Annotated in this window: 22 protein-coding genes and 1 riboswitch; of the genes, 7 read left to right on the top strand and 15 right to left on the bottom strand. The window is 38.8% G+C overall.

What is annotated here, in order from left to right:
- Window positions 1-110 precede the first annotated feature (110 nt).
- Window positions 111-1535 (bottom strand): glycoside hydrolase family 125 protein, encoded by a 1425-nt coding sequence (locus ACS5PU_RS04830; protein ID WP_439458142.1) that lies wholly within the window; start codon window positions 1533-1535, stop codon window positions 111-113.
- Between the two features lie 271 nt (window positions 1536-1806).
- On the opposite strand from ACS5PU_RS04830, the gene ACS5PU_RS04825 reads away from it, so the two are divergent.
- A complete protein-coding gene (locus ACS5PU_RS04825; RefSeq protein ID WP_439458141.1) occupies window positions 1807-2997 on the top strand; it encodes a DUF1624 domain-containing protein in 1191 nt (396 codons plus the stop codon).
- A gap of 117 nt (window positions 2998-3114) precedes the next feature.
- On the opposite strand, the gene ACS5PU_RS04820 is transcribed toward ACS5PU_RS04825, so the two are convergent.
- From ACS5PU_RS04820 to mutS, 4 genes are all read right to left on the bottom strand, one after another.
- Window positions 3115-3723 (bottom strand): thioredoxin family protein, encoded by a 609-nt coding sequence (locus ACS5PU_RS04820; RefSeq protein ID WP_439458140.1) that lies wholly within the window; start codon window positions 3721-3723, stop codon window positions 3115-3117.
- 3 nt (window positions 3724-3726) lie between these two features.
- A complete protein-coding gene (locus ACS5PU_RS04815) occupies window positions 3727-4194 on the bottom strand; it encodes a TlpA disulfide reductase family protein (protein WP_439458139.1) in 468 nt (155 codons plus the stop codon).
- An 80-nt stretch (window positions 4195-4274) separates the two neighbouring features.
- On the bottom strand, window positions 4275-4802 hold the full coding sequence (locus ACS5PU_RS04810; protein ID WP_439458138.1) for a C40 family peptidase: 528 nt from the start codon (window positions 4800-4802) through the stop codon (window positions 4275-4277).
- A gap of 75 nt (window positions 4803-4877) precedes the next feature.
- Window positions 4878-7457 (bottom strand): DNA mismatch repair protein MutS, encoded by a 2580-nt coding sequence (gene mutS / locus ACS5PU_RS04805; RefSeq protein ID WP_439458137.1) that lies wholly within the window; start codon window positions 7455-7457, stop codon window positions 4878-4880.
- Between the two features lie 455 nt (window positions 7458-7912).
- Here mutS and ACS5PU_RS04800 point away from each other — a divergent pair, with 455 nt between their 5' ends.
- Window positions 7913-8230 carry an HPF/RaiA family ribosome-associated protein gene (locus tag ACS5PU_RS04800; protein WP_439458136.1) on the top strand — a complete coding sequence of 106 codons (318 nt, stop codon included), beginning with the start codon at window positions 7913-7915 and terminating at the stop codon, window positions 8228-8230.
- Between the two features lie 96 nt (window positions 8231-8326).
- On the opposite strand, the gene ACS5PU_RS04795 is transcribed toward ACS5PU_RS04800, so the two are convergent.
- The 5 genes from ACS5PU_RS04795 to ACS5PU_RS04775 all read right to left on the bottom strand — a co-directional run bounded on the left by ACS5PU_RS04795 (window position 8327) and on the right by ACS5PU_RS04775 (window position 12528).
- Window positions 8327-8932: a hypothetical protein gene (locus ACS5PU_RS04795; RefSeq protein WP_439458135.1), complete on the bottom strand. Its 606-nt coding sequence runs from the start codon at window positions 8930-8932 to the stop codon at window positions 8327-8329.
- A gap of 12 nt (window positions 8933-8944) precedes the next feature.
- The gene (locus ACS5PU_RS04790) at window positions 8945-9673 is read right to left on the bottom strand and encodes a menaquinone biosynthetic enzyme MqnA/MqnD family protein (RefSeq protein WP_439458134.1); all 729 of its coding nucleotides are present in this window, start codon (window positions 9671-9673) and stop codon (window positions 8945-8947) included.
- 93 nt (window positions 9674-9766) lie between these two features.
- The gene (locus ACS5PU_RS04785) at window positions 9767-10390 is read right to left on the bottom strand and encodes a histidine phosphatase family protein (protein ID WP_439458133.1); all 624 of its coding nucleotides are present in this window, start codon (window positions 10388-10390) and stop codon (window positions 9767-9769) included.
- A gap of 126 nt (window positions 10391-10516) precedes the next feature.
- Entirely contained in the window at window positions 10517-11710 is a 1194-nt protein-coding gene (gene mqnE, locus ACS5PU_RS04780; protein ID WP_439458132.1) for an aminofutalosine synthase MqnE, read from the bottom strand.
- A 323-nt stretch (window positions 11711-12033) separates the two neighbouring features.
- A complete protein-coding gene (locus ACS5PU_RS04775; protein ID WP_439458131.1) occupies window positions 12034-12528 on the bottom strand; it encodes a hypothetical protein in 495 nt (164 codons plus the stop codon).
- A gap of 123 nt (window positions 12529-12651) precedes the next feature.
- Here ACS5PU_RS04775 and ACS5PU_RS04770 point away from each other — a divergent pair, with 123 nt between their 5' ends.
- Window positions 12652-13767: a trans-sulfuration enzyme family protein gene (locus tag ACS5PU_RS04770; protein WP_439458130.1), complete on the top strand. Its 1116-nt coding sequence runs from the start codon at window positions 12652-12654 to the stop codon at window positions 13765-13767.
- Between the two features lie 188 nt (window positions 13768-13955).
- On the opposite strand, the gene ACS5PU_RS04765 is transcribed toward ACS5PU_RS04770, so the two are convergent.
- On the bottom strand, window positions 13956-14969 hold the full coding sequence (locus ACS5PU_RS04765) for a hypothetical protein (RefSeq protein WP_439458129.1): 1014 nt from the start codon (window positions 14967-14969) through the stop codon (window positions 13956-13958).
- A 212-nt stretch (window positions 14970-15181) separates the two neighbouring features.
- Window positions 15182-15292: riboswitch (SAM riboswitch) on the top strand.
- Between the two features lie 265 nt (window positions 15293-15557).
- On the opposite strand from ACS5PU_RS04765, the gene ACS5PU_RS04760 reads away from it, so the two are divergent.
- The 3 genes from ACS5PU_RS04760 to ACS5PU_RS04750 all read left to right on the top strand — a co-directional run bounded on the left by ACS5PU_RS04760 (window position 15558) and on the right by ACS5PU_RS04750 (window position 19371).
- On the top strand, window positions 15558-16889 hold the full coding sequence (locus ACS5PU_RS04760; RefSeq protein ID WP_439458128.1) for an O-acetylhomoserine aminocarboxypropyltransferase/cysteine synthase family protein: 1332 nt from the start codon (window positions 15558-15560) through the stop codon (window positions 16887-16889).
- Between the two features lie 45 nt (window positions 16890-16934).
- Entirely contained in the window at window positions 16935-18035 is a 1101-nt protein-coding gene (locus ACS5PU_RS04755; protein WP_439458127.1) for a homoserine O-acetyltransferase family protein, read from the top strand.
- A gap of 91 nt (window positions 18036-18126) precedes the next feature.
- Entirely contained in the window at window positions 18127-19371 is a 1245-nt protein-coding gene (locus ACS5PU_RS04750; RefSeq protein ID WP_439458126.1) for a homoserine dehydrogenase, read from the top strand.
- A 76-nt stretch (window positions 19372-19447) separates the two neighbouring features.
- Here the strand turns inward: ACS5PU_RS04750 and ACS5PU_RS04745 are convergent, their stop codons facing one another.
- From ACS5PU_RS04745 to ACS5PU_RS04730, 4 genes are all read right to left on the bottom strand, one after another.
- A complete protein-coding gene (locus ACS5PU_RS04745; RefSeq protein WP_439458125.1) occupies window positions 19448-19756 on the bottom strand; it encodes a hypothetical protein in 309 nt (102 codons plus the stop codon).
- A gap of 39 nt (window positions 19757-19795) precedes the next feature.
- Entirely contained in the window at window positions 19796-20593 is a 798-nt protein-coding gene (locus ACS5PU_RS04740) for a type II toxin-antitoxin system antitoxin SocA domain-containing protein (RefSeq protein WP_439458124.1), read from the bottom strand.
- An 87-nt stretch (window positions 20594-20680) separates the two neighbouring features.
- Window positions 20681-21130: a hypothetical protein gene (locus ACS5PU_RS04735; RefSeq protein ID WP_439458123.1), complete on the bottom strand. Its 450-nt coding sequence runs from the start codon at window positions 21128-21130 to the stop codon at window positions 20681-20683.
- A 16-nt stretch (window positions 21131-21146) separates the two neighbouring features.
- Window positions 21147-21917, bottom strand: coding sequence for a queuosine precursor transporter (locus ACS5PU_RS04730; RefSeq protein ID WP_439458122.1), 771 nt, complete (start codon window positions 21915-21917; stop codon window positions 21147-21149).
- Between the two features lie 159 nt (window positions 21918-22076).
- Here ACS5PU_RS04730 and ACS5PU_RS04725 point away from each other — a divergent pair, with 159 nt between their 5' ends.
- Entirely contained in the window at window positions 22077-23303 is a 1227-nt protein-coding gene (locus ACS5PU_RS04725; protein ID WP_439458121.1) for a multidrug effflux MFS transporter, read from the top strand.
- Window positions 23304-23363 lie beyond the last annotated feature (60 nt).

Below are 23363 nucleotides of genomic sequence, written 5' to 3'. Positions count from 1 at the left end.
AATAACGGGTTTTTTCTGTGTTTTTTGTAAAGCGTAACGGCGCTGGCTGTAAAAATAAAAACCGTATTTATTTGCTGGTTGTGTTGGCAAATAAATACGGTTGGTTATAATTAAGCTTTTAATAAGGCTGGTTTTTCGTGGTAAGTTTTCCAAAGAAGCTCACCAAATAATGTGTTCGACCATGCGAACCAGGCACGGCTGAAGTTTGTTGGATCGTCTTTATGGAAAGATTCGTGCATAAAACCTTTACCTGCATGGGTTTTGCACAAAGTATCAATACAATATTTTATTTCTGCATCATCTTTCGAAGTTAAAGCACGCATGGTTATACTCATTGGCCAGATCATATCCTGCCCTACATGCGGTCCGCCGATACCCTCGGCAGCTGTACCTTTAAAGAAATAAGGATTATCTTTAGAAAGGGCAAACTTCCGCGTATTCTGATAAATTGGATCTTCGATTTTCATGGCGCCTAAATAAGGCAATCCCAATAAACTTGGTACATTCGAATCGTCCATTAAATAAGAGCTTCCAAAACCATCAATTTCAAAGGCATAAATTTTGCCATATTTTGGATGGTTTACCACCGCATGTTTCTGCAGGGCTGCACTTACTTCATCAGCTAGGTTTAACAAACTGCTCTCTAAATCTTTATCACTCTGCATTGCTTTAATCATTTCTGCAGCTTGCTTAAGGCTCGATACGGCAAAGAAATTTGAGGGCACTAAAAAAGGAAAAATAGTAGCATCATCGCTCGGGCGGAATGCCGAACAGATTAAACCCACTGGATTTACCGGAAAACCATAACCTGCCATCGGTAATGAATCTGTTGGCTGCGTAGTTTCTCTCTGGAAATGATAAGGACCTTTGTTGGCTTTGCGCTGCTGCTCTTTAAAAGTTTTTAAGGTAGCCTCAATCCCTTTTTTCCATTCGGCATCGAAAGGTGTTTTATCGCCCGTTTTTTTCCAGTAATGATAGGCTAAGCGGATAGGATAACACAATGAATCTATTTCCCATTTACGCTCGTGCACGCCCGGCTGCATAGCTGTTTTATCTGTTTTCCATTCGCCTACTTTAGTGGCATCGCCATAAAAAGCATTGGCATATGGGTCTTTTAATATGCATTGGGTTTGGTGTATAATTACCCCGGCAATCAGCTTTTTTAAAGGCTCGTCTTCATTTACAAACTGAAGGTAAGGCCAAACCTGTGCCGAGCTATCGCGCAGCCACATGGCATCAATATCGCCCGTAATTACATAAGTATCCGGTCTGCCCCCTTTTTCACTATAATAAACTGTGGTATCTAAGGTATTTGGGAAACAGTTTTCGAACAACCAGGCCAATTCGGGATTTTTAACGTTTGCCTGAAAAGTTTTAATCGCTGCATCTACAGCCTTACTTTGAAAATGTCTTTTTGCTGCAGCTACGCGTACCACAGGAAATTCGGGTGCCAATTGGGCCGCGAAAGAAAATTTCGATGCCACAACCCCAGCGCCTAACAAGCCTGTGTTTTGTATAAATGTTCTTCTTTTCATTATGTTGTGTTATGATATTTTGTTTAAATTTCTGCTAAGCAAAACTTATCTGTACACGATCGGTGATCTAGGTTATGGTAAGATATTATTCGGTTAGCACTAAACAAATATTATTATAATTTTTCGAACATCAAAATCATAATGAGCAATTAAGCCATTCCTAAATCGATTTTCTTTACCAAAAAGCGCCTGTTTACCGTAAAGGTACCATAGCAGTCAATAAAGCATTTGCGAAACAAATTGAATTAGTATATTTAGTAAACCAAATCTTATGATGAACGCTGATCGAACCACCCTGTCAAAGCGCATTTTATCTATTGATATATTGCGGGGACTCGTAATGATAATTATGGCGCTAGACCACACCCGCGATTTCTTCCACGTTGGGGCTATGACGGGAGATCCATTAAATCCAGACACCACAACAGGAATGTTGTTTTTTACCAGATGGATTACCCATTTCTGTGCGCCAACCTTTGTTTTCCTTTCCGGTTTATCGGCTTATCTTTCCGCACAGAACAAAACACCTTCAGCAGTAAGTGCCTTTTTGTTGAAACGTGGCTTATGGCTCGTATTTATCGAAATTGTAATCATATCATTAGGTTTAACCTTTAACCCCATGTATAACTTTATCATTCTTCAGGTAATTTGGGCCATTGGCTGCAGCATGATCCTTTTGGGATTGGCAAGCCGACTATCCCACAAAAGCGTACTGATTATAGGGCTGGTATTAGTTTTTGGGCATAACCTTTTCAATCTATTTCCAGCACCAAGTAATGAAACAGGCGGATTGATTTTGAAAATATTTTTTACCGCATCGGGAACAGTTGTTCCTTTATCAAACAATCATTTTGTTGGCGTTTTTTACGCCATTTTACCCTGGACAGGCGTAATGTTTGTGGGTTACGGCATTGGCGCCTGGTATAAAAAAGGGTATATCGAAGTACAGCGGAAGCGCAATCTGCTTATTCTTGGCTCATTAACGGTTTTGTTGTTTGTGGCTTTAAGGCTGATCAACGTTTATGGCGATCCTGTACCCAGAAAAGAATACCATGATGTATTTAAAAACCTGCTATCTTTTTTCAATGTAAACAAATACCCACCTTCGCTTCAGTATGTTTCCATGACGCTTGGTCCGGCGATATTGATTTTAGCCTTTACAGAAAACATCAGCAACTGGTTTACCAAAATCACTTCGTTATATGGTGCAGTTCCTTTTTTTTATTATGTACTTCATTTTTACCTGTTGCACACCATTCTTGTGGTGGTGTTTTTCGCTACAGGACATAGTACCAAAGAAATTGTACAGATACCTTTTTTATTTAGGCCTCCCACATTTGGTTTTAGTTTACCTATAGTTTATTTGATATGGCTATTTGTGGTGGCTTCCTTGTATTTGCCCTGCCGCTGGTTTAAAAAATATAAGGAAACACATCAGCAATGGTGGTTAAGGTATGTTTAAATTAAATCAGTCGTCATTATCGAGTATGCGGGAATCTTAATGCAAAGTGCTTTAAGATTCCCAATCAAGTTGGGAATGACGATGCGTACTACATCACCTTAGCAGGTAAGAAACAAATTAGCCTTTTTTCCACTTAATGCTGCATCCTACAGCTTTAGTAGAGGCTATTACCGGTTTTTTGCCTGCAGATAACTCATTCAGAGCATTTTTAACATAATCTGTTTTACTTCCGTTCGCTTCTTCGGGGTCGTTATCTATTGCGCCGATATATTCCACCACATTTCCATTAGCTGTTTTGGACAGGATAAAAACGTGAGGTGTTCTGGTTGCACCAAACTGGCGGGTTACTACATGATCGGGATCCAGTAAATAAGGAAATTTAAAGTTTTTCTCTTTTGCCAATGCTTGCATTTGTGCAAAGCCTTCTGCCGGCACAACTCCAGCATCGTTTGGGTTAATTGCAATAACCGGATAACCTTTTGAAGCATAAGCCTTATTCAGGTCTGAAATGCGGTCTTGATAAGCTTTAGCCACCGGGCAGGTATTGCAGGTAAATACCACCACAAAACCTTTGGCATCCTTGTAATCGGCCAGTGAAACCATTTTGTTGTTTACGTTCTTTAAAGAAAAATCTTTAACTGCATCGCCTATCTGATAACCGGTTGTTTGCCCAAAAGCAAGAGTCGAAACAAGCATTAAACCCATTAAAAATAAATTTTTCATCATCTTTTATTTTAAGTTTAACAAAGTATTTTTCAGTTCGGTTTCGGTAAATTCTTTCTCGTAAAAACGCCTTGTTTTTTTATTTACAAAAAGCGTAGCTGGAATAGCACCCGACCATTTCTGATCAATCCTTTCAATATATTGCTGTTGATCTGGCTCGTTTAAAAGAAATACCTCAGCATTAATTTGGTTGTTTTTTACAAAGGGGATTACTTCTCTTTGGAGCTTAGATTTAAAATCTAAACTTACCAAAAGCACTTTAACCGGCTTTTTCAGGTTATCTACACGCAGTTTCTCAAAATTTGGCAACTCTGCCACACATGGTGTACACCAGGTAGCCCAAAAATTGATGACATAGGTTGTATCTTTCCCGTTTGCAATGCGTTTATCCAAATCATCTAGCTTAAGCAGTTTCACCTGTGCACTAGCCGAATAAGTAATTACAGATAAGCAGATTATGAGGAATATACGCATAATTTGATAACGCAAATAATGGACAATTAGTTTTGTTGAGCAAATGTTTGTTGCTTTGGGTTTAAACCCAAAGCAACAAATTAGTTAACCGAGCCCGATTTAACCAGCACCCTTTGGTATGCTGGTAAGGTTAAATCATCAACAATTACACCTCTGGTGGTACTGGCATGAACAAAAAAACCACTGTTGAGGTAAACTCCAACATGATCCACATCATTACCGCCAAACGAGAAAAACACCAAGTCTCCCTCTTTTAAATTATCCAGCTCTTTCCGTTTCACCACATTGGCCTGATCGCGCGAAATACGCGGGAGTGTAACGCCATAAATTTCTTTCTCCAGCAAAAAAGCAAATCCTGAACAATCGATACCTGCCTTATCCAAACCACCAAAACGGTATTTTACACCTGTCCAATCGGTAATAAAGCGATAAAGCTGTTTGCTTTTTAAATTAGACATCGCATCTGCTGCTTTCGATGCTTTGGTATCGCTTTTAACCGTGTATTTCCGCGTACCGCAGGATGAAAGGAATAGCATAAGCGCTACTAAATAAAAAATATTTTTTTTGAGGCCTAAGGTATAAGGTGGAAGCTTTAAGGTTATTTCCATTTTTTCAATATTAATAGTGTTGGGGTATTGGAACATTAAGACCTTATGCCTTAAACCTCACACCCCACACCTTTCCTAATTCTTAATCAACCGTTGTATTTCATCCAGTTTCAGTAAAGCTTCAACTGGTGTTAAGGCATTTACATCCAGGTTATTCAGGGTATCTCGTATTTTAACGAGCACAGGATCATCAATAGCGAACATCTGCAGCTGATAGGCCTGGTTCTGCACTTTTTTGATACTGTCTTTTATGCTCTGCCCTTCTGTTCGGTCTATTTCCAGTTTCTTTAATATTTCGTTCGCACGGCCGATTAATTTTGCTGGCATACCCGCCATTTTTGCTACATGAATACCAAAGCTATGCTCGCTGCCCCCGGGAATAAGTTTTCTTAAAAAGATAACTTTATTGGTCATTTCCTTTACCGAAACATTAAAATTCTTAATGCGCGGCATGGTATTGGCCAACTCGTTTAGTTCGTGGTAGTGCGTAGCAAATAAGGTTTTTGGCCGCGAAGTAGGGTGCTGGTGTAAAAACTCGGCAATGGCCCAGGCAATGGATATACCATCGTACGTACTGGTGCCGCGTCCAATTTCATCCAGTAAAATCAAACTGTTATCAGAAATGTTGTTTAAGATACTCGCTGTTTCATTCATTTCGACCATGAATGTACTTTCTCCTGATGAAATATTATCAGAAGCCCCTACACGGGTAAAAATCTTATCTACAATACCCACTTCCGCATCTTTGGCAGGCACAAAAGAGCCCATCTGCGCCATTAATACAATCAATGCGGTTTGCCTTAAAATAGCCGATTTACCCGCCATGTTGGGACCGGTAATCATGATAATCTGCTGGCTATCTGTATCCAGGTACACATCATTTGTAATGTACTCCTGCCCCACCGGCAACTGCTTTTCGATAACCGGGTGCCGGCCTCCTTTTATATCGAGCACCTTATTTTCGGTAACTTTAGGCTTATTGTAATGGTTTTTAGCCGCCAATTGCGCAAAACACAGCAAACAATCCAGCTGTGCAATTAAAAATGAATCGAGCTGTATCGGTTTAATATAACTGGCTGTTTCATACATCAGTTCATTGTAAAGCCTCACCTCAATGGCCTGTATTTTTTCTTCAGCTCCTAAAATCTGGTCTTCGTACTCCTTTAACTCGGGCGTAATGTAGCGTTCGGCGTTTACCAGCGTTTGCTTGCGGATCCAACCCTCAGGCACCTTATCTTTGTGCGTATGCGTAACTTCCAAATAATAGCCAAAAACATTGTTAAAGGCTATTTTTAAAGATGGAATGCCAGTGGCTTCTGCTTCGCGTTTCTGTATCTGAACCAGATAATCTTTGCCACCAAAAGCAATTTTACGGAGGCGGTCTAAATCCTCGTCAATGCCATCGGCAATAACATTTCCTTTAATCAGTAAAGCTGGTGGTTCGGGCTGTAACTCTCTTTCAATCCGGTCTCTAATCGCCAAACATGGATTCAGCTGATCGGCTATTTTGATCAGAAACTGGTTTTTTGAGTTGGCCGCAAGTTTTTTAACCTCTTCGATATGGTAAAGCGCACGCTTTAAAGCAACCAACTCCCTCGGACCAACCCGTTGCAATCCAACTTTGGAAATCAGCCTTTCTAAATCGCCAATCTGCTTAATATTGTTTAAAAATTCGCCCTGAAGTTCCTCGTGTTTCACAAAGTACTCTACCATGCCCAAGCGTTCCTGGATAGGTTTAAGTTCCTTTAATGGCATAATAATCCATTTTTGCAACAAACGTGCACCCATTGGCGTACAGGTATGATCCAGAATATCGAAGAGGGTTACGGCATTGTCGTTCGGCGAATTAACGAGTTCAAGGTTGCGGATGGTAAAGCGGTCCAGCCACATATAACGGTCTTCCTCAATGCGGCTTATTGAACTGATGTGCTGCAGGTTGCGGTGCTCTGTTTCGCCCAGATAGTGCAAAATAACACCCGCTGCTACAATACCACTTTGCAAACGCTCAATACCAAAACCTTTTAATGAGGTAACCTCAAAGTGTTTCATTAAGGTTTCATTCCCAAAATCGGTGGTAAAAGGCCATTCGTCCAAACCAAAAGTGTAAAAACGGTCGCCGAAATTTTCGGTAAAAGCTTGCCTTTTCGATTTTTGAAAAATTACCTCTGTGGGCTTAAAACCCTGCAAAAGTTTATCTATATAATCGCTGTTTCCCTGCGCAATTAAGAATTCGCCGGTTGAAATATCTAAAAATGAAACGCCCAATTGTGTTTTATCAAAGAAAACACTGGCCAAAAAATTGTTCGACTTTTGGTTAACAATATTATCACCATAAGCAACACCAGGCGTAACCAGTTCAGTTACACCGCGCTTAACGATGGTTTTTGTGGTTTTAGGATCTTCTAACTGATCGCAAATAGCCACCCGTTGACCCGCCCTAACCAATTTAGAGAGGTAATTGTCTAAAGAGTGATGCGGAAAACCGGCCAATTCTAAAGCGCCTCCATTTGGCCCTGTACCCCTTCTGGTTAATACAATTCCTAAAATCTGTGCCGTTTTAATGGCATCTTCGCCAAAGGTTTCATAAAAATCGCCTACTCTAAATAGTAAAAGTGCACCCGGATACTTCGCTTTAATTGCGTTGTACTGCTGCATTAACGGGGTTTCTTTATTCGTGTCTTTAGCCAAAACTGAAATTAATTTACAAAAGCCATAAAGATAACACGATTAAACATTCTAGAGCTGTTTTGTTGAAAAGTTAAAAAAAATTGACTGTTTAATCGGTTAATTGTTGAAAATGGTTAATTGAGAAATATTGTTGTTTGCCAGCTTGTATGGCTTCAACAGTTAACCAGTTTATACGATTAACCCGTTAACCCTTTGAAAACGAAAGGTTCTGAGTATTTCGGCGGCTGCAGTCCTGCTATCCGCTTTACTCCGTTGCACTCGTGTTCGCTATTATCAGGTTTATAAACAAAGGCCTGATTCAAACTGGACGCAAAATCAAGATTGCCTCCACAGTTAACCGTTTTATATGATCAACTACTTAACCTACATAAACAATTACACATTTCGGGTGTTAAACTATTATAAATTTAACCCAATATAATATGATGACGATCCAACTGAATACCGACAAAAACTTAACAATACACCAAGAATACGAGGAAAAGATCCAAAGCCAATTGAATGAAGGCTTAAGCAGGTTTAGCGATATCATTACACGGCTTGAAGTTCACCTTTCGGATGAAAATGGCAGCAAAGATGGTTTAGAAGACAAAAGATGCTTGTTAGAAGCCAGAATTTCAGGAAAAGAACCACTGGCGGTTTCTAACCTAGGCAATACATATGATTTAGCCATTACTGGCGCCTTAAGCAAATTGAAAAGTGCACTTGAAAAAGTAGCGGGCAAAATGAAGAGCCATTAAGCTTATTCATCACCTAGTCCTGATTCTGTATTGGAAGAGATGTAGTAATAAACCTAAATTCAACAAAAAGCAATCCTTTCAGATTGCTTTTTGTTTTTAAGACAATTTTGGTTTTCTTCCATTAATATCAAACTGGGGATAGCACGCTCCTGTCAAAAAATTAAATTTTGTAGCGGATACTGCGTGCATAAATAAGTTATCGCTTACGCTATCAACAGTAGTGATGTGAATATTCCCATCTTTGCATATTGAACCTACTATATGTTGAGATTCATCTGTAAAATGTACGTATGGTATAATGCCGTTCACCGATATTAGTACTGTAAGATGTTTAACGAATTGGACCATATCACCCTCCCCAACTATTAAACCACCAGCAAAAGTCTTTTTTATACCTTCACTGGCGAGGTACTCCATTCCCTTTTTAAAGTTTTTGTATTTTCCTTCGCGGAACCGCCAGGCTAACTTTTCATCACCCAAAAAAATAAACTTACTGGATTTTAATGCTGTACAAAGTAAAAGAAGCTCTTTTCCCAGGTTTTTAAGGTGTTTTTTATAGGTTTCGGATTTTAGTGCTAAAACATAATTGGAAAAACGATCGGGATAGAGATAGTCGTAATCTTCTGTATCTTTGTTAAAATTTCTTTGGGGAAATATGGGATACTTTTTAAGACATTCTTTCCTTTTGATCTGTTTAATCAACTTATGATGAGATTAGTCTAGTTGCTTAATATACCCCAAAAACAGATTTAAAGCTTTTGTCCTATCATCTGTAACTTCAAACTGCAGTTTTTGATAGAGATAATCTTCAAGATCGAAGTTTGGCGATTCTGGCAATTCCTGCAATACTTCTTTTCTATGATCCAGACCAAATTTTAAAGCTTTATTAAATTCAGCTTTAAATGCTGCTGAAATTTCTTTATTGGCTACCCATGCAGCATACATAAAAGGTAAACCAGTGAAGTTTTTCCATTCAGCACCCATATCGTAGGCGTAAGCAAAATCATCTTTCTTGCCGAAAGTTCTATCGCCAATTAAAACAATAGCGTCGGTTTTAGCGTCGGCAACTGTAGTAAATGCTACATCCTGTTTCCAGTAGAATTTTAGCAGTACTTTAGCCAGATTATTCGAAGTGCGGGAATGCGAATCTAACCTCAGCGTTTTAATTTGATTAATGGGAACTTCGCTAAAAATGAAGACAGAATTTACTGCTCCATCGCTACCAATGCAATAATCGGCAACAATATTTGCATTAGGTACCATCGGAATGGCAGCTACAGGCATTAAACCAATATCAGCTTGGCCGTTGATTACTTTGGCCGCGCAATCTGAAGGGATATCTAAACTTAAATCAATTTTATTTATAATGTCCGAATGTGTTAATCCGTATATAAATGCTTTGGTGTTGGTGTAAGCAACAGCCGATATTTTTGTCTTATTCAAGGTATTATTTTTTTATTGCCGTCATGCTGAATTTATTTCAGCATCTATTTTAACAGATCCTGAAAAAAGTTCAGGATGACGGGGTATGCGGGTTTACCCAATCACTAAACCGTCTAAATGAACAGCACTATTAAATTCAAGAACTGCAAACTTTCCATCCTCGAAACCCATTTTATAGAGCACGGTATTCTGATGCGGAAATTCTGTCATCTCGCTCAAAGGTTTTCCTAGCAATAAGCACAGAAAAACCCTCATGGCCCTACCATGCATACAAAGCAGTACTGTTTTTTCTTCAGGCCTGGTCATTAAAATTTCCATGGGCTGTTTCAAACGGTCGTACACATCCTGCACGCTTTCTCCCCCCTCAAAATGAGCAGTATAATTTCCATCCTGCCAGCATTGTAACATCTCCCGAAATGCATCACGGGCTTCTTCGGTATTGGGTTTTCCTTCCCACACTCCCCAAGCCAGCTCATCCAAGCCAGAAAGTTTTTCCCAGGGCAATTCCGAATCAATAAACTTTTGAACGGTTTGCCAGGTTCTTTTTAAATCTGAAGTATAAATTTTATCAAAAGGAATGTCTTTGTAGGTTTGATAAAAAGCCTCTGCCTGCGCTCTTCCTAAATCATTTAAGTCAGAATTTATACCTCTGCCCTGTACTATGCCTTGTCTGTTAAGTTCCGTTTCGCCGTGGCGTATGATGTATATTTCCTTCATTTATAATTATTGAGTGATTGAGTTTTGAATGATTGAGTTTTGAATGATTGAGTTTTGAATGATTGAATTTTGAATGATTGAATGGATAATCTGTTAATCACATTCAATCATTCTCTCCTTCAATCCTTAATTTACTACCGGTAGCTTATAATATTGCGGTTTCTTTTCTTCTTCAAAAACTACATGTTCAAAATCAGTAACCACATTGTACAGCGTATCGCGTTCAATCGCCTTTCTGCCCACCTGTTTAATCAGGTTAACCAGTTCTTTGGTACTCATTGCAGGCGTTTGCTCTTCAGCTCCAGCCATTGAATATATTTTGGTGGTATCATCTAAAGTACCATCAATATCATCCACACCATAATTTAAAGATAGCTGCGCTGTTTCGCGGCTGATCATTGCCCAATAAGCTTTAATATGATCGAAATTATCCATATAAATACGGGCAATGGCATAGTTCCTTAAATCTTCGATAACGGAAGATTCAGGCACATGGCTCATCTGGTTGTGCTGATTCCGGAATTTTAAAGGAATAAAAGTTTGGAAACCACCTGTTCTGTCCTGAAGTTCGCGGAGTTTCTCCATGTGATCTACCCGGTGCCAATATTTTTCGATATGTCCATAAAGCATAGTAGCATTGCTGCGCATACCCAGTTTGTGCCATTCTTCATGTATATCAAGCCATTGTTGCCCGGTACATTTATCTTTGGCAATCTGTTCCCTAATTTCAGGATGAAAAATCTCGGCGCCTCCACCAGGTATCGATTCTAATCCGGCTTCTTTCATCAAACGCATACCTGTTGCGTAATCGATCTTCGCTTTCTTGAATATGTAGTGATATTCAACTGGGGTTAAAGCTTTTACATGCAGATCAGGACGGTGCTGTTTAATAGCGGTAAACAGGGCCGAATAAAAAGCCACGTCGTACTGAGGAAGAACCCCGCCCACAATATGAACTTCGGTAACAGGTTCGCCATCGTATTTTTTAACGATATCGAGCATCTGCTCCATGGTTAGCGCCCAGCCTTCTTCCTTTTGTTTAAGCAAACGTGAATAAGAGCAAAATTTGCAGTCGTAAACGCAAAGGTTTGTAGGCTCTAAATGGAAATTGCGGTTAAAATAAGTCTTATCACCATGTTTTTTCTCGCGGATAAAATTGGCCAGGATACCTAAATACCCCAATTCGGCATGTTCATAGAGGTAAACTCCCTCATCAAATGTAATCCGCTCTCCGTGAAGAACTTTATGTGCTATGTTTTGTAATTCAGTTGATAAATTGGTATCAGCTAATATTTTTTCAACTTGCTCAGTTGTACTCATTCCTGATTTATTTTGAACAAAAATACAATAATGAGCCGATTTGAAAATCATTTTCTTGTAACAAACCGCGATTTCTGAACACTAGCTAGCGTAATTGTCAACAGATGAGCACTCATAACAATAGATATGATCTTTTTTATATAAAATATTTGGCCACGGAGACACGGACAGGGATCTTATTTTGCATACATACAATAGCAACTGAACCATATAAATAAATTAATTCCGTGTAAATCTGTGCATCCGTCGCAAAAAAAATTGAAACAAAAAAAGCACCTCTTTTCAGAAGTGCTTTACATTATGTTTTTCGTAGGTAAATTAAATTATCTTGCAGCAGGCACAAAGGTTAACACGATGTTAGCTGTTTTGCCACCAAACTCGATAGGTGATTTCAAAATCATTTGGGTACTCGATAAATCGGTTAAAACCAAACGGTAACCCTCTGTTACGTTTTTAGCTTTATCACCTTCATAAATTTTCTTAAACTGGAAAGTTTGGTCTTTAGGTGCAGCCGACCAGAAAATGGTTTGCATTACCGAACCACAAGCGCTCGATGCCGGTAAAGTATACGATCCGTTACCGCTATTGGTTAAATTCCATGTACTGCCCTGAAAACATTTGTAAGATTTCTCTCCAAACAATCCCTGTACAGCGCCATCAGGTAATCCTTCTAAAGCTACATTACTCACTACCCATTCGCGCACTACTGTACCTCTGCTACCGGTTACACCTGCAGTTACTCTTTTTGCAGTATTACAGCTTTGTAACATTACTAGGGTAGAACATGCTATTGCGATAGCTATAAATAATCTTTTCATTTTTGTTTAATTTAAATTTCATCAAACCTGTTACATAAATCTTGCCAAAACCAATACGAAGCTTAAATTAGCGCCAAATTATTAAATTGCATCGCAATATTATTTCCATCAAAATAAATCATCATGAAACCCGAAACCCTTGCTATTCACGCTTCTAATCTTGTAAAAAGCACAACTGGCGATGTTACCCCACCAATTAATCTCTCCACAACTTTTTTTCGCGATGAACATGGTGGGTACCCGGGTGGGCATATGTATAGCAGGGTAAGCAATCCTAACCGGTCTGCTTTAGAAAACACTGTAGCCAAATTAGAATACGGTGAAGATGCAGCAGCCTTCTCTTCAGGTAATACAGCGGGCATGTCGTTATTTCAAGCTTTAAAAGCCGGAAGCCACATTATTGCGCCTGATGATATGTACTGGGGCTTTAAAAAACAGCTGCTTACTATATTTGCCGATGTATTGGAATTTGATTTTATCGATCAAACAGATCTGGAGCTGGTGAAAGCTTCTATAAAACCCAACACCAGGTTAATCTGGATTGAAACGCCTTCCAATCCTTTATTAAAGGTTACGGATATAACCGAAATTGGTAAAATTGCCAAAGCTGCTAACATTACTTTTGCCTGCGATAGCACTTTCGCCTCACCAATTTTACAGAATCCTATTTTATTGGGTGCCGATCTTGTAATGCACAGCAGTACGAAATATTTAGGCGGGCATAGTGATATTTTAGGCGGCATTCTGGTTACCGCAAAAAAAGATGAGCTGTGGGAGAAAATTAAAAATGTACAACAAACTGGTGGTGCCGTGCCCTCTCCTTTCGATTGCTTTTTACTAACCAGAAGTATCAAAACCTTAGCCTACCGCATTAAAGGGCATTGCGAAAACGGAAAAAAAATAGCAGATTATTTAAATGATCACCCAAATGTGGAGGCAGTTTTTTATCCTGGACTGGAAAGCCACCCACAACATCTAATTGCCAAGAAACAAATGAAAGATTTTGGTGGCATGATGTCCTTTTTGGTAAAAGGCGATGTGGAGACAGCAAGCAAGGTGGTTAATAAAGTGAAGCTATTTGCGCAGGCCACGAGCTTAGGTGGTGTAGAGAGCTTAATTGAACACCGTTATTCGGTTGAAGGGCCAGATAGTAAAACCCCAAAAAACCTGCTCCGTATTTCTGTCGGATTGGAGCATGTAGATGATATTATTGCCGACTTAGCGCAAGCGTTAGGCTAAAAGAAATTACGATGCATAATAATCGTTTTTAATCTGGATGCATTTGAAAAGCGATTTTATCGCTGTATGTATCTCTATCCAATGTACATTAAAAATGCACTTCTCGGTAATCCTCGTTTGTAATGAGGATTACAGCGCATAAATTAAGTATAGCCCCGCAGGTTTTAAAAATCTGCGGGGCTTAAAATTTATTTAGGATTACAAATAGTAGTCAGTTTAAGTGAATAATTAGCCTCCAGTGGCTCATTCGTTTGCGCCAAGCGCTGCGAACCGGTATTGGCCGGACAGGCGATATCGCCTGCGGCATCATAAATCAGTTTATTTCCGTTTGCCAATAATTCTTTGGGCACATACACCTGAACTTTGGTTATTGAGTAGCCTGAAGGAAAATAACGTACATAGTAACCATCAGGGTGTTTAGTCCAGATACCGCTTGGCACATCACTTCTTGGTGGCGCCATACCCGCAATAATTGCATATTTTTCCATATCGGCATAAGTATAATTGCCGGAAGCTACCAATTGGCGGATGTTATTTTCAGCCTCAAAAACTGCCCTTACACCAGAAGGCAACTGTTCTTTTGCTTTCTCCATTACATCGAATGGCAGAACGCCCAAAGCACCGCCTTCTAATTGCGTAAGCTGTGTTGGTGTAAGCAATTTAATGGCTGTTAATTTTACCTGTCCGTTAAAATCGGCAAATTTTGTTCGTGCAATAATGGTCCATAAGAGCGCCTGTATGTCATGTTGCTCTACATCGGGGTGCTTTTCTGCACTTTTTAATATCGAAACCACAATTTCTTCTTTGGGCCCTAAAACCGGCGCAAACATATAGCCATCGCCTTTCGAAGGGGCAAAAGTTCCGGCCTTTAAGCAATAGCTTTTATTGGTCATTTCATACAAACCTTCGCAGAGTATAAAACCTCCATCAGCTGCTTTAGGCAACAGATATAAGGGCTGCGCCTTCAAATTTAATGAAGTAATAAAATCAGGCAGTTTCTCGCCTTCACGGTTAACATCTTCAAAACTGGTTGTAATGGCCGCAGGCTGTTTTAAAAATTTATCTACCCCTAAGGCTTTAGCACCCTGAGCAGTGCCCACTTTTAACAGTTTATCTTTTAAGCCGCCAAATTGGGCGTTAACATTTTGTAAACTGGCTACGGTAAATAACACTCCTAGGCAAAGTGTTTTGGTATTTTTCATAAGATATAGATTTAGATAGGTTAAGCAAACATAAAATTTTAAGCGTTAACTTCATATTAAAAGTTTAGACAGTTGTTAAACTATAAAATTACTCAATTCATTTTCAATAAGTTAATGCAAATTCGAAATTTTATTTTGTGGATTAAAATTAAATTCAGACATTTGAAATATTATTTGGCGGAAAGCTAAATAAAAGTCAATCTTCACGGGTTGATTTATAAAGAAGTGGCGAGAGACTGGCTCCATGACCCACTGGCAACCCTCAGAAAGAGAAGGTGCCAATTCCTGACCGGATAACATGGTGTTATTTGGAGATATAAATTAGAACTGATGAAAACATTAAATCTTCAATCGCTTAGCGAACCCAGTCTAAACCTTAAAACAGTAGAACAGGTTTCTATTTCTTTTATTTGTTGCGATATGCCTGCGGTTACTTGTATGTGCTGTTGCATACAGTAATTTAAAAATCTTCCTTTTTTGTTTCTTTCAAACTGGAAGGTCCCGAGAAATCGGGATACGCCCTGCTAGGTTTTAGGATTATCCCAAACCACAATAGGTATCTAATCAACAACAATTAAAACGAAAAACATGTCTACATCATATAAATTTGAAACTTTACAACTGCACGCCGGCCAAGAAATAGATCCAACAACAGGCTCAAGGGCGGTGCCGATTTATCAAACCACCTCTTACGGATTTAAAAATGCCGAACACGGTGCCAATTTATTTGCACTAAAGGAGTTTGGAAACATCTACACCAGGATCATGAATCCAACCAACGATGTTTTTGAAAAAAGAATTGCCGCATTAGAAGGCGGTGTGGCAGCTTTGGCAGTAGCATCTGGACAGGCAGCTCAGTTTATCGCTTTAAACAATATATTAGAAGCAGGCGATAGCATTGTTTCTTCAACACACATTTACGGAGGCACTTACAATCAGTTTAAAGTAGCTTTTAAACGTTTGGGCATACACGTCGATTTTGCAAATCCTGATGTTCCAGAAGAATTTGAGGCGAAGATTACCGATAAAACCAAAGCCATATATCTAGAAACTATTGGCAATCCTGCATTTAGTGTTCCTGATTTTGAAAAAATTGCCGCTATAGCTAAAAAATACGATCTCCCATTAGTAGTTGATAATACATTTGGTGCTGCAGGTTACCTGTTTAAACCATTAGAGCATGGTGCAAACATTGTAGTAGAATCGGCTACAAAATGGATTGGCGGTCACGGAACAAGCATTGGCGGTGTTATTGTGGATGGAGGAAATTACAACTGGGGAAATGGAAAATTCCCGCAATTTTCTGAACCATCCGAAGGTTATCACGGCTTGGTTTTCAGCGATGTTTTTGGCATCGGCGGACCATTTGGCAATATCCAGTTTATTATCCGCGCCCGTGTAGAGGGTTTGAGAGATTTAGGACCTGCCCTATCTCCTTTTAATTCTTTTCTTTTATTACAAGGACTGGAAACCTTATCGCTGCGCGTTCAACGCCATGTAGATAATGCTTTAGCGCTAGCCGCCTGGTTAGAAAACCATCCTTTGGTAAAAGATGTACAGTATCCGGGCTTGGCCAGCAGCAAATACAATAACCTGGCTAAAAAATATTTAAACAATGGTTTTGGTGCGGTATTATCTTTTGAATTAGCAGGAAGTAAGGAAAATGCAACACAGGTAATTGATAGCTTAAAATTGGTTTCGCACTTAGCCAATGTTGGCGATGCGAAAACACTCATTATACAGCCATCGGCTACTACACACCAACAATTAAGTGAAACAGAACAACTTGCGGCCGGCGTTAAGCCAAATGCACTAAGGGTATCGGTCGGTATTGAACATATTGATGATATTATAGCCGATTTTGAACAGGCTTTTGCAGCTATAAATGCTAAAGTACCTACAGAAAGCTTACAGGCCTAAACCCATTAAGCCTTAATCGGCCATTAACAACAACAACATTACAAAATGCATAACAGTAAAAATAACAATACTTCAAAAACTGCTTCAAGCAATTTTGGAGCAACATATAATTACAATAAACAATTTAAGTTAGAGAGTGGTAAAAAGATCCGCAACCTACAGATTGCTTATCAAACTTATGGCAAATTAAATGCAAAGAAAGATAATGTAATATGGGTATGCCATGCACTTACGGCCAACGCCGATGTTTTTGAATGGTGGGAAGGTTTGTTTGGGCAAAATGCACTGTTTAACCCTAACGATCATTATATTATCTGTGCAAATGTTTTGGGTTCTAACTACGGAACTACCAATCCATTAAGTACAAATCCGGTTAATGGATTGCCTTACTATCTTTCTTTTCCGCAGTTTACCATCCGCGATTTTGTTTCGGCGCACCAGCTTTTGGCTACACATTTGGAGGTAGATAATATCAAACTTTTAATAGGGGGCTCTTTAGGCGGGCAACAAGCTGTTGAATGGGCAATTTCTGAACCCAACAAGATTGAAAACCTGATTTTGGTGGCTACCAATGCAGTTCACTCACCTTGGGGAATTGCCTTTAACGAAAGTCAGCGCCTTGCCATTACAACCGATAGAACATTCTATGCAAATCAACCGAACGGTGGTAGTAAAGGCTTAAAAACAGCCAGAAGTATTGCGCTTTTAAGTTACAGGACCTACACCGCCTACGGCAGTACGCAGGTAGAAAGCGTTAATGATAAAACCGACAATTTCAGGGCTTCTTCTTATCAGAACTATCAGGGCGAAAAATTAATCAACCGCTTTAATGCCTACAGTTACTATTATTTAACCAAGGCAATGGATAGCCATAACGTTGGCCGTAACCGTAAAAGCATTGCTGATGCCTTAAAGCTGATCAAGGCCAATACGCTGGTTATCGGAATTGAAAACGACTTCTTGTTCCCGATCTCTGAACAGAAATACCTGGCCGACCATATCACCAATGCCGAATTTGCAGCCATTCATTCAGAATACGGCCACGATGGCTTTTTGATTGAAACCAATGCTTTAACCAACATCATTGGCACCTTTATAAAAGAAAGCAGGGATAAGAAAATAATCAAGCTACAGCATACTGCTTAAGGGTAAAATACCAGCGCTAAACACTAAATAATTAACATAAAAACAAGCCATAGCTGAATATATAAACACCTATGGCAACACAAAAATAACAATGAGTAAGAATTTAAAAATCGGTTTATTTGGTTTCGGAGTAGTGGGACAAGGCTTATTGGATATCATCCAAAGTCAGAACCTAAATTTGGAGATCATTAAAATTGCAATAAAAGACCCAAGAAAGAAGCGTACCCTTAATAAAGATCTGTTTACGACCAATCGTGATGAAATTCTAAACAATACAGAAATAAACACCATTGTAGAGCTGATCAATGATGCTGATGCAGCTTACGAAATTGTAACCACTGCTTTAAAAAATGGTAAGAATGTAGTTTCGGCCAACAAAAAAATGATCGCTACGCATTTAAAAGAACTGGTTGATTTACAGCAGCAGTACGGTACCTCACTTTTGTACGAAGGAGCCGTATGCGGAAGTATTCCTATTATCCGTAACCTGGAAGAATATTATGACAACGAGTTGTTCCATGCTTTAAGCGGTATTTTTAACGGATCGTCTAATTACATCCTGTCGAAAATATTCAACGAAAACCAAAGTTACGATTCGGCACTAAAGGAAGCACAGGATTTAGGTTTCGCAGAAACTGACCCGATTTTAGACGTGGGCGGTTACGATCCAAAATACAAACTGGCTATTGCCACGGCCCATGCTTACGGATTATTTGTGAATCCCGATGCTATTTTAAATATTGGTATCCAGAACCTTTCTCAGTACGACATTAAATATGCCCGTGAGAAAAACTTTAAAATTAAGCTGGTACCAACAGCTAGAAAAGTGAATACAAAAGATATTGTTACTTACGTATTGCCTAAACTGGTTGCCAAAGATGATTTCTTGTACAACGTAGAAAACGAATACAATGCCGTTGCCGTTCAGGCAGCTTTTGCAGATAAGCAGTTTTTCTACGGCAAAGGAGCTGGAGGCCACCCTACCGGTGCAGCTGTACTATCGGATATTGCAGCCTTGCGTTACGATTACCGCTACGAGTATAAAAAATACCATTCAGAAAACGGCGTAAAGCATACTGAAGAAATTTTATTGGAAATTTATCTGCGCTATGCCGATGAAGATCTGATCAGCTTATTAGATTTTGACAATATCAGCGAACGCTATGCAGCAAGCAGTTATAAATATGTGGTTGGAACAGTTAAATTGGAAAGTTTAATTAAAAACCGCGATCTGCTTTTGGATGAATCTGTTTTTGTAGCCTACACGGGCAGGCAGATTTACAAGCAAGAGCAACTGAGTGAAAATGTTTTTGCCGAGGAACTGGCATCCCTATAAATTTATTTTTAAGGTTAATTTTTTTATTTGTTTTGTTGTTAAGCATAAAGGTCGGAGCGAGTCCGACCTTTTGCGTTTACTTAAAATGTGCTAAGATCCGGTCCCTATCTTCACTTGCCTTATCGTTTTTATGATAAAGTTCAATAAATACGATTTTTTGTGCTTCAGGAAAATAGGCATAAATTAACCTTAACCCTGTGTTAACTCCTCGCCCTTTTAGCGATTTACAAGCAATTTTTTTTACTTTAATAACGCAAGTAGATAATCCTAAATTATCGATACTAAAACTGAAAGGAGCTTGTTGATTTGGGCGTGAACTCAAAATCCCCTTAACAATTTCGAGATCGTCATTTAATGTTCTGTATTTTTTTAATAGAAATTTCAAATCCCTATTAAACTCTATCAACGAATCAAAATGCATAGGCTAGTTATCATCTTCATCGTACACTCTTACCGAATAAGGTATTTCGCGGTAGAATGCCAATTCATAACTGATATCCTTGCCTTCCTCTGTTACTTCCCAAGGTAAATCCTTATGAGAATAATCGCTTATGGCGTTGGCAGACCAATCGCTCATCTGTTCAATCACTTTATCGATAACATCTTTTTCGCTTGCTTTAAGTTTGGTTAAATCGGCTTTTTCTAGTGGTAAAAAACGTTTTTGGGGATAACCTTTATAAGTTGTCTTAATTTTTTCGAGCTGCTTCGATTCGATCATCTGATCAATAACCGCATCCAGCTTTTGGGGAACCGGACCATAAGGTAGCTTTTTGTAATTTGCACCTGTTAAATGCTCCTCATATAATTCGTAATAATTAAAATCAGAAAAATAAAGTAATTTATAGAGTACTGTTTCGCCAACATTAGGCTTACCTGCACAACGCTCTAATAGGTAAAGCAGAACGTTTTTAAACTTGCTTATATTTAACGTAGGCACAGATATGCGCTCCTCGGATGTAGTTTCTTCTATCTCATTAGCTAATGCTACGTTTTGATCCTGTATAAAATCGGCAGTCATAAAATTATCTAAAGAAAAATTCAAAACAACAGCAAGCTTTTGCATTTCGTTTAAGCTAACTCCCCTGTTACCTAGTTCTATTTGAGTTAAAGACGGCCTTGAAATTGATATACTTTTAGCTAGATCTTCTTGCGAAAAGCCTTTTTTTAAACGCAGTTTAGTAATCCGTTCGCCGATTTCTTTTTTAGAAAGTTCGTATCCCATAAAACAAAGATACAATATGTTTTAAATTAAAACAACACAATGATTTAATTTAAAACAACCAACTTGCCTTATAGTATTTTTGAAAGCTTAAGGTCCAACCTTGATATATTTTTCGATAATGGTACGGTCTACGCCAGCGGCTTCTACTTTTTCTACTCCCTTTTGGATCAGGGTATCTTGATGAATAGCTAATGTAAAATTAAAGGTTTTGCCTTCCCAGCTTTTGTTTTTATAATACTCCAGGTGTTCGGTATAATTATCCCCTTTTAGAACAAAAGTCCCCCCACCTGCATCAAAACTTGCTGTATCTTTTGGATCAAGGCTGTGTTTTAAGAAGGCAAAGTGGGTATCGTTAAACATTTTAATCATTTTCAGTTTCCCCGAATAATCAGTGGTTTCGCTTTTGCCTTTATCAATTGTGGTTGCCGAAACCAGCTGCCAGGTACCCTGGATATTCAGATCTTTATGATTCTCACTTTTGCTAGTGCATGATAATATGCAAAACACACCTAGAAGCGCTAAAATGTTCAGTTTCATATTTTTGATTATTTGGTTATCCCCTGCCTGCCATTTTCATCAGTTTGTGTGCCAAATCTTTACCAAGATAGCTATCAATAATTTTGTGCACCAGATATAAGATCGGCGTCATTAAAATGGCCACAATAAATTTATAGGTATAGCCCACCAAGCCTATTGCAAATACTTTTTGCCAACTGTAATGGTACTGAGGGTTAAGATAAAAAGCAATAAATATAACCACAAAGCTATCTACAAACTGCGAAACGAGTGTTGAGCCCGTAGCCCTTAACCATAAAGCCCGTTCGCCGGTAATTTTTTTAATGCGGTGAAAGATTAAAACATCAACCAATTGACCGATGATAAACGCGATGATAGAAGCTACAATAATCCACATGCCCTGGCCAAATATACCTGCAAATGCATTGTTCATATTTAGGTCTTCGCCGTTAATTTTTTGATGTACCCAAAAGTCGGCAGCACTTAAATGCATGGAGCCCCAAACCACCAGAAAGGCAAAAGCAATTAAAATGGAGGTAAGAATAGATAAAAACCGTACTTGTTTTACGCCAAAATACTCGTTTATAATATCTGTCATGATGAAAATGATCGGCCAGGTTAACACACCTGCCGACATCACAAATGATAAATTTGGAACGCCCAATAGGTTAATATCAAACTTTTTAAAACCGAGGGTCTCTTCAACACTGAATAATTTAACACCGATAAACTCTGATAATATAGCATTTGCCACAAAAAAACTACCCAGAACAAGTAGTAAACGGCTTTCTTTCGTCTTAAAAGTCATAGAGCATAAATCTAAAAATAATAAGGCAATTAACCGCAGGGAAATGGCGTTTTTAACAGATAAGTTGCGTGGCTGTGATTTTTACAATCATTCGACCTTAAAAATAGGTTAACAAATTAAATCTCCCAATCTTTGCGCCATCAAAATCCGGTAATCTACATGGCAAAAAAACAACACTTTTATTTAATCCTTATTTTAGGTTCATTGGCTGCACTAGGGCCATTTTCTATTGATATGTACCTGCCAGGTTTTGTAGATATTGCCAAAGATTTAAAAAGTACAGAATCAACCGTTGCGCTCTCTTTGTCAAGCTTTTTTATCGGGATTTCCGCAGGACAGTTATTGTATGGCCCATTATTAGATAAATTCGGGCGGAAAAAACCACTTTATTTTGGTTTAGCACTTTATATTCTTTCTTCTTTTTTGTGCCTGGCCGTAACTGATGTAAACCAGTTAATTGTATTGCGTTTTGTACAGGCCATAGGCAGCTGCGCTACGGCTGTGGCATCGGTAGCGATGGTAAGAGATCTTTTTTCTGTAGAAGAAAGTCCAAAGGTATTTGCATCTTTAATGCTTGTTATTGCGGTTTCACCAATGCTAGCGCCAACCGCTGGTGGTTACCTCATTTCGGCCCTGGGTTGGAAATATGTATTTGTATTTTTAGGTTTAATGGCTGTATTAATGCTCTTAGCCACTATTTTTAAACTTCCGGAGAGTTATAAGCCAGATCCAAATTACTCCTTAAAACCGAAACCGATTTTAACCAATTTCTTTACGGTTTTGAAGGAACCTCAATTTTATACCTATGCTTTAATCAGCTCCATTACTTTTTCAGGTTTGTTTGCCTACGTATCCTCTTCTCCTACTGTATTTATGAAAATATACGAAGTGAGTAAAACAGGCTACGGATGGATTTTTGCCTTATTATCAGTGTCTTTTATTGGTTCAAGTCAGGTAAACAGCCTTATTCTTAAATGGTTCACAAGTAAAAAGATCGTAACTTATGCTTTAATTGCACAATGCATTTTTAGTTTAATATTTTTAGTTTTCGCTTTAAATAATTGGTTAAGCTTATACACTACCATTGGCTTTATTGCACTGTTTCTGGCCTGTTTGGGCTTAATCAATCCAAACGCTGCTGCATTATCCCTCGCTCCATTTACCAAAAATGCGGGCAGTGCATCGGCCTTAATGGGGGCTTTGCAAATGGGATTAGGTGCACTGGCTTCGGTAATGGTAAGTTTATTCAGCGAGCATTCGGTAGTGCCTATGCCTTTGGTTATGACGGCGGCAGCGCTAATAGCTTTATGCTGTTTACTTATCGGAAGAAGGTTTATCACAACGGAAGTAGAAGCATCTGCTGATTCGGCGGTTGTAGCGCATTAATTTCACAGCAAAACCTTGTGCTTTTGCGTTTTGGAGTGAACCAAGCGACCTTAGCAGTTG

It is taken from the genome of Pedobacter sp. GSP4 (assembly GCF_051857575.1).
Lineage (GTDB): Bacteria > Bacteroidota > Bacteroidia > Sphingobacteriales > Sphingobacteriaceae > Pedobacter.
The sequence above is the reverse complement of the archived record's forward strand: the minus strand, read 5'-3'. Positions and strand labels throughout refer to the sequence as shown.

What these genes read in the sequence shown, in the direction of transcription:
- ACS5PU_RS04740 (WP_439458124.1), bottom strand. Translation starts at nt 20,593, where the DNA reads ATGGGATACGAACTTTCTAAAAAAGAAATCGGCGAACGGATTACTAAA.
- mqnE (WP_439458132.1), bottom strand. Translation starts at nt 11,710, where the DNA reads ATGAGTACAACTGAGCAAGTTGAAAAAATATTAGCTGATACCAATTTA.
- ACS5PU_RS04755 (WP_439458127.1), top strand. Translation starts at nt 16,935, where the DNA reads ATGCATAACAGTAAAAATAACAATACTTCAAAAACTGCTTCAAGCAAT.
- ACS5PU_RS04810 (WP_439458138.1), bottom strand. Translation starts at nt 4,802, where the DNA reads ATGGAAATAACCTTAAAGCTTCCACCTTATACCTTAGGCCTCAAAAAA.
- ACS5PU_RS04765 (WP_439458129.1), bottom strand. Translation starts at nt 14,969, where the DNA reads ATGAAAAATACCAAAACACTTTGCCTAGGAGTGTTATTTACCGTAGCC.
- ACS5PU_RS04760 (WP_439458128.1), top strand. Translation starts at nt 15,558, where the DNA reads ATGTCTACATCATATAAATTTGAAACTTTACAACTGCACGCCGGCCAA.
- ACS5PU_RS04815 (WP_439458139.1), bottom strand. Translation starts at nt 4,194, where the DNA reads ATGCGTATATTCCTCATAATCTGCTTATCTGTAATTACTTATTCGGCT.
- ACS5PU_RS04770 (WP_439458130.1), top strand. Translation starts at nt 12,652, where the DNA reads ATGAAACCCGAAACCCTTGCTATTCACGCTTCTAATCTTGTAAAAAGC.
- ACS5PU_RS04785 (WP_439458133.1), bottom strand. Translation starts at nt 10,390, where the DNA reads ATGAAGGAAATATACATCATACGCCACGGCGAAACGGAACTTAACAGA.
- ACS5PU_RS04735 (WP_439458123.1), bottom strand. Translation starts at nt 21,130, where the DNA reads ATGAAACTGAACATTTTAGCGCTTCTAGGTGTGTTTTGCATATTATCA.
- ACS5PU_RS04730 (WP_439458122.1), bottom strand. Translation starts at nt 21,917, where the DNA reads ATGACTTTTAAGACGAAAGAAAGCCGTTTACTACTTGTTCTGGGTAGT.
- mutS (WP_439458137.1), bottom strand. Translation starts at nt 7,457, where the DNA reads ATGCAGCAGTACAACGCAATTAAAGCGAAGTATCCGGGTGCACTTTTA.
- ACS5PU_RS04820 (WP_439458140.1), bottom strand. Translation starts at nt 3,723, where the DNA reads ATGATGAAAAATTTATTTTTAATGGGTTTAATGCTTGTTTCGACTCTT.
- ACS5PU_RS04750 (WP_439458126.1), top strand. Translation starts at nt 18,127, where the DNA reads ATGAGTAAGAATTTAAAAATCGGTTTATTTGGTTTCGGAGTAGTGGGA.
- ACS5PU_RS04800 (WP_439458136.1), top strand. Translation starts at nt 7,913, where the DNA reads ATGATGACGATCCAACTGAATACCGACAAAAACTTAACAATACACCAA.
- ACS5PU_RS04825 (WP_439458141.1), top strand. Translation starts at nt 1,807, where the DNA reads ATGATGAACGCTGATCGAACCACCCTGTCAAAGCGCATTTTATCTATT.
- ACS5PU_RS04775 (WP_439458131.1), bottom strand. Translation starts at nt 12,528, where the DNA reads ATGAAAAGATTATTTATAGCTATCGCAATAGCATGTTCTACCCTAGTA.
- ACS5PU_RS04830 (WP_439458142.1), bottom strand. Translation starts at nt 1,535, where the DNA reads ATGAAAAGAAGAACATTTATACAAAACACAGGCTTGTTAGGCGCTGGG.
- ACS5PU_RS04725 (WP_439458121.1), top strand. Translation starts at nt 22,077, where the DNA reads ATGGCAAAAAAACAACACTTTTATTTAATCCTTATTTTAGGTTCATTG.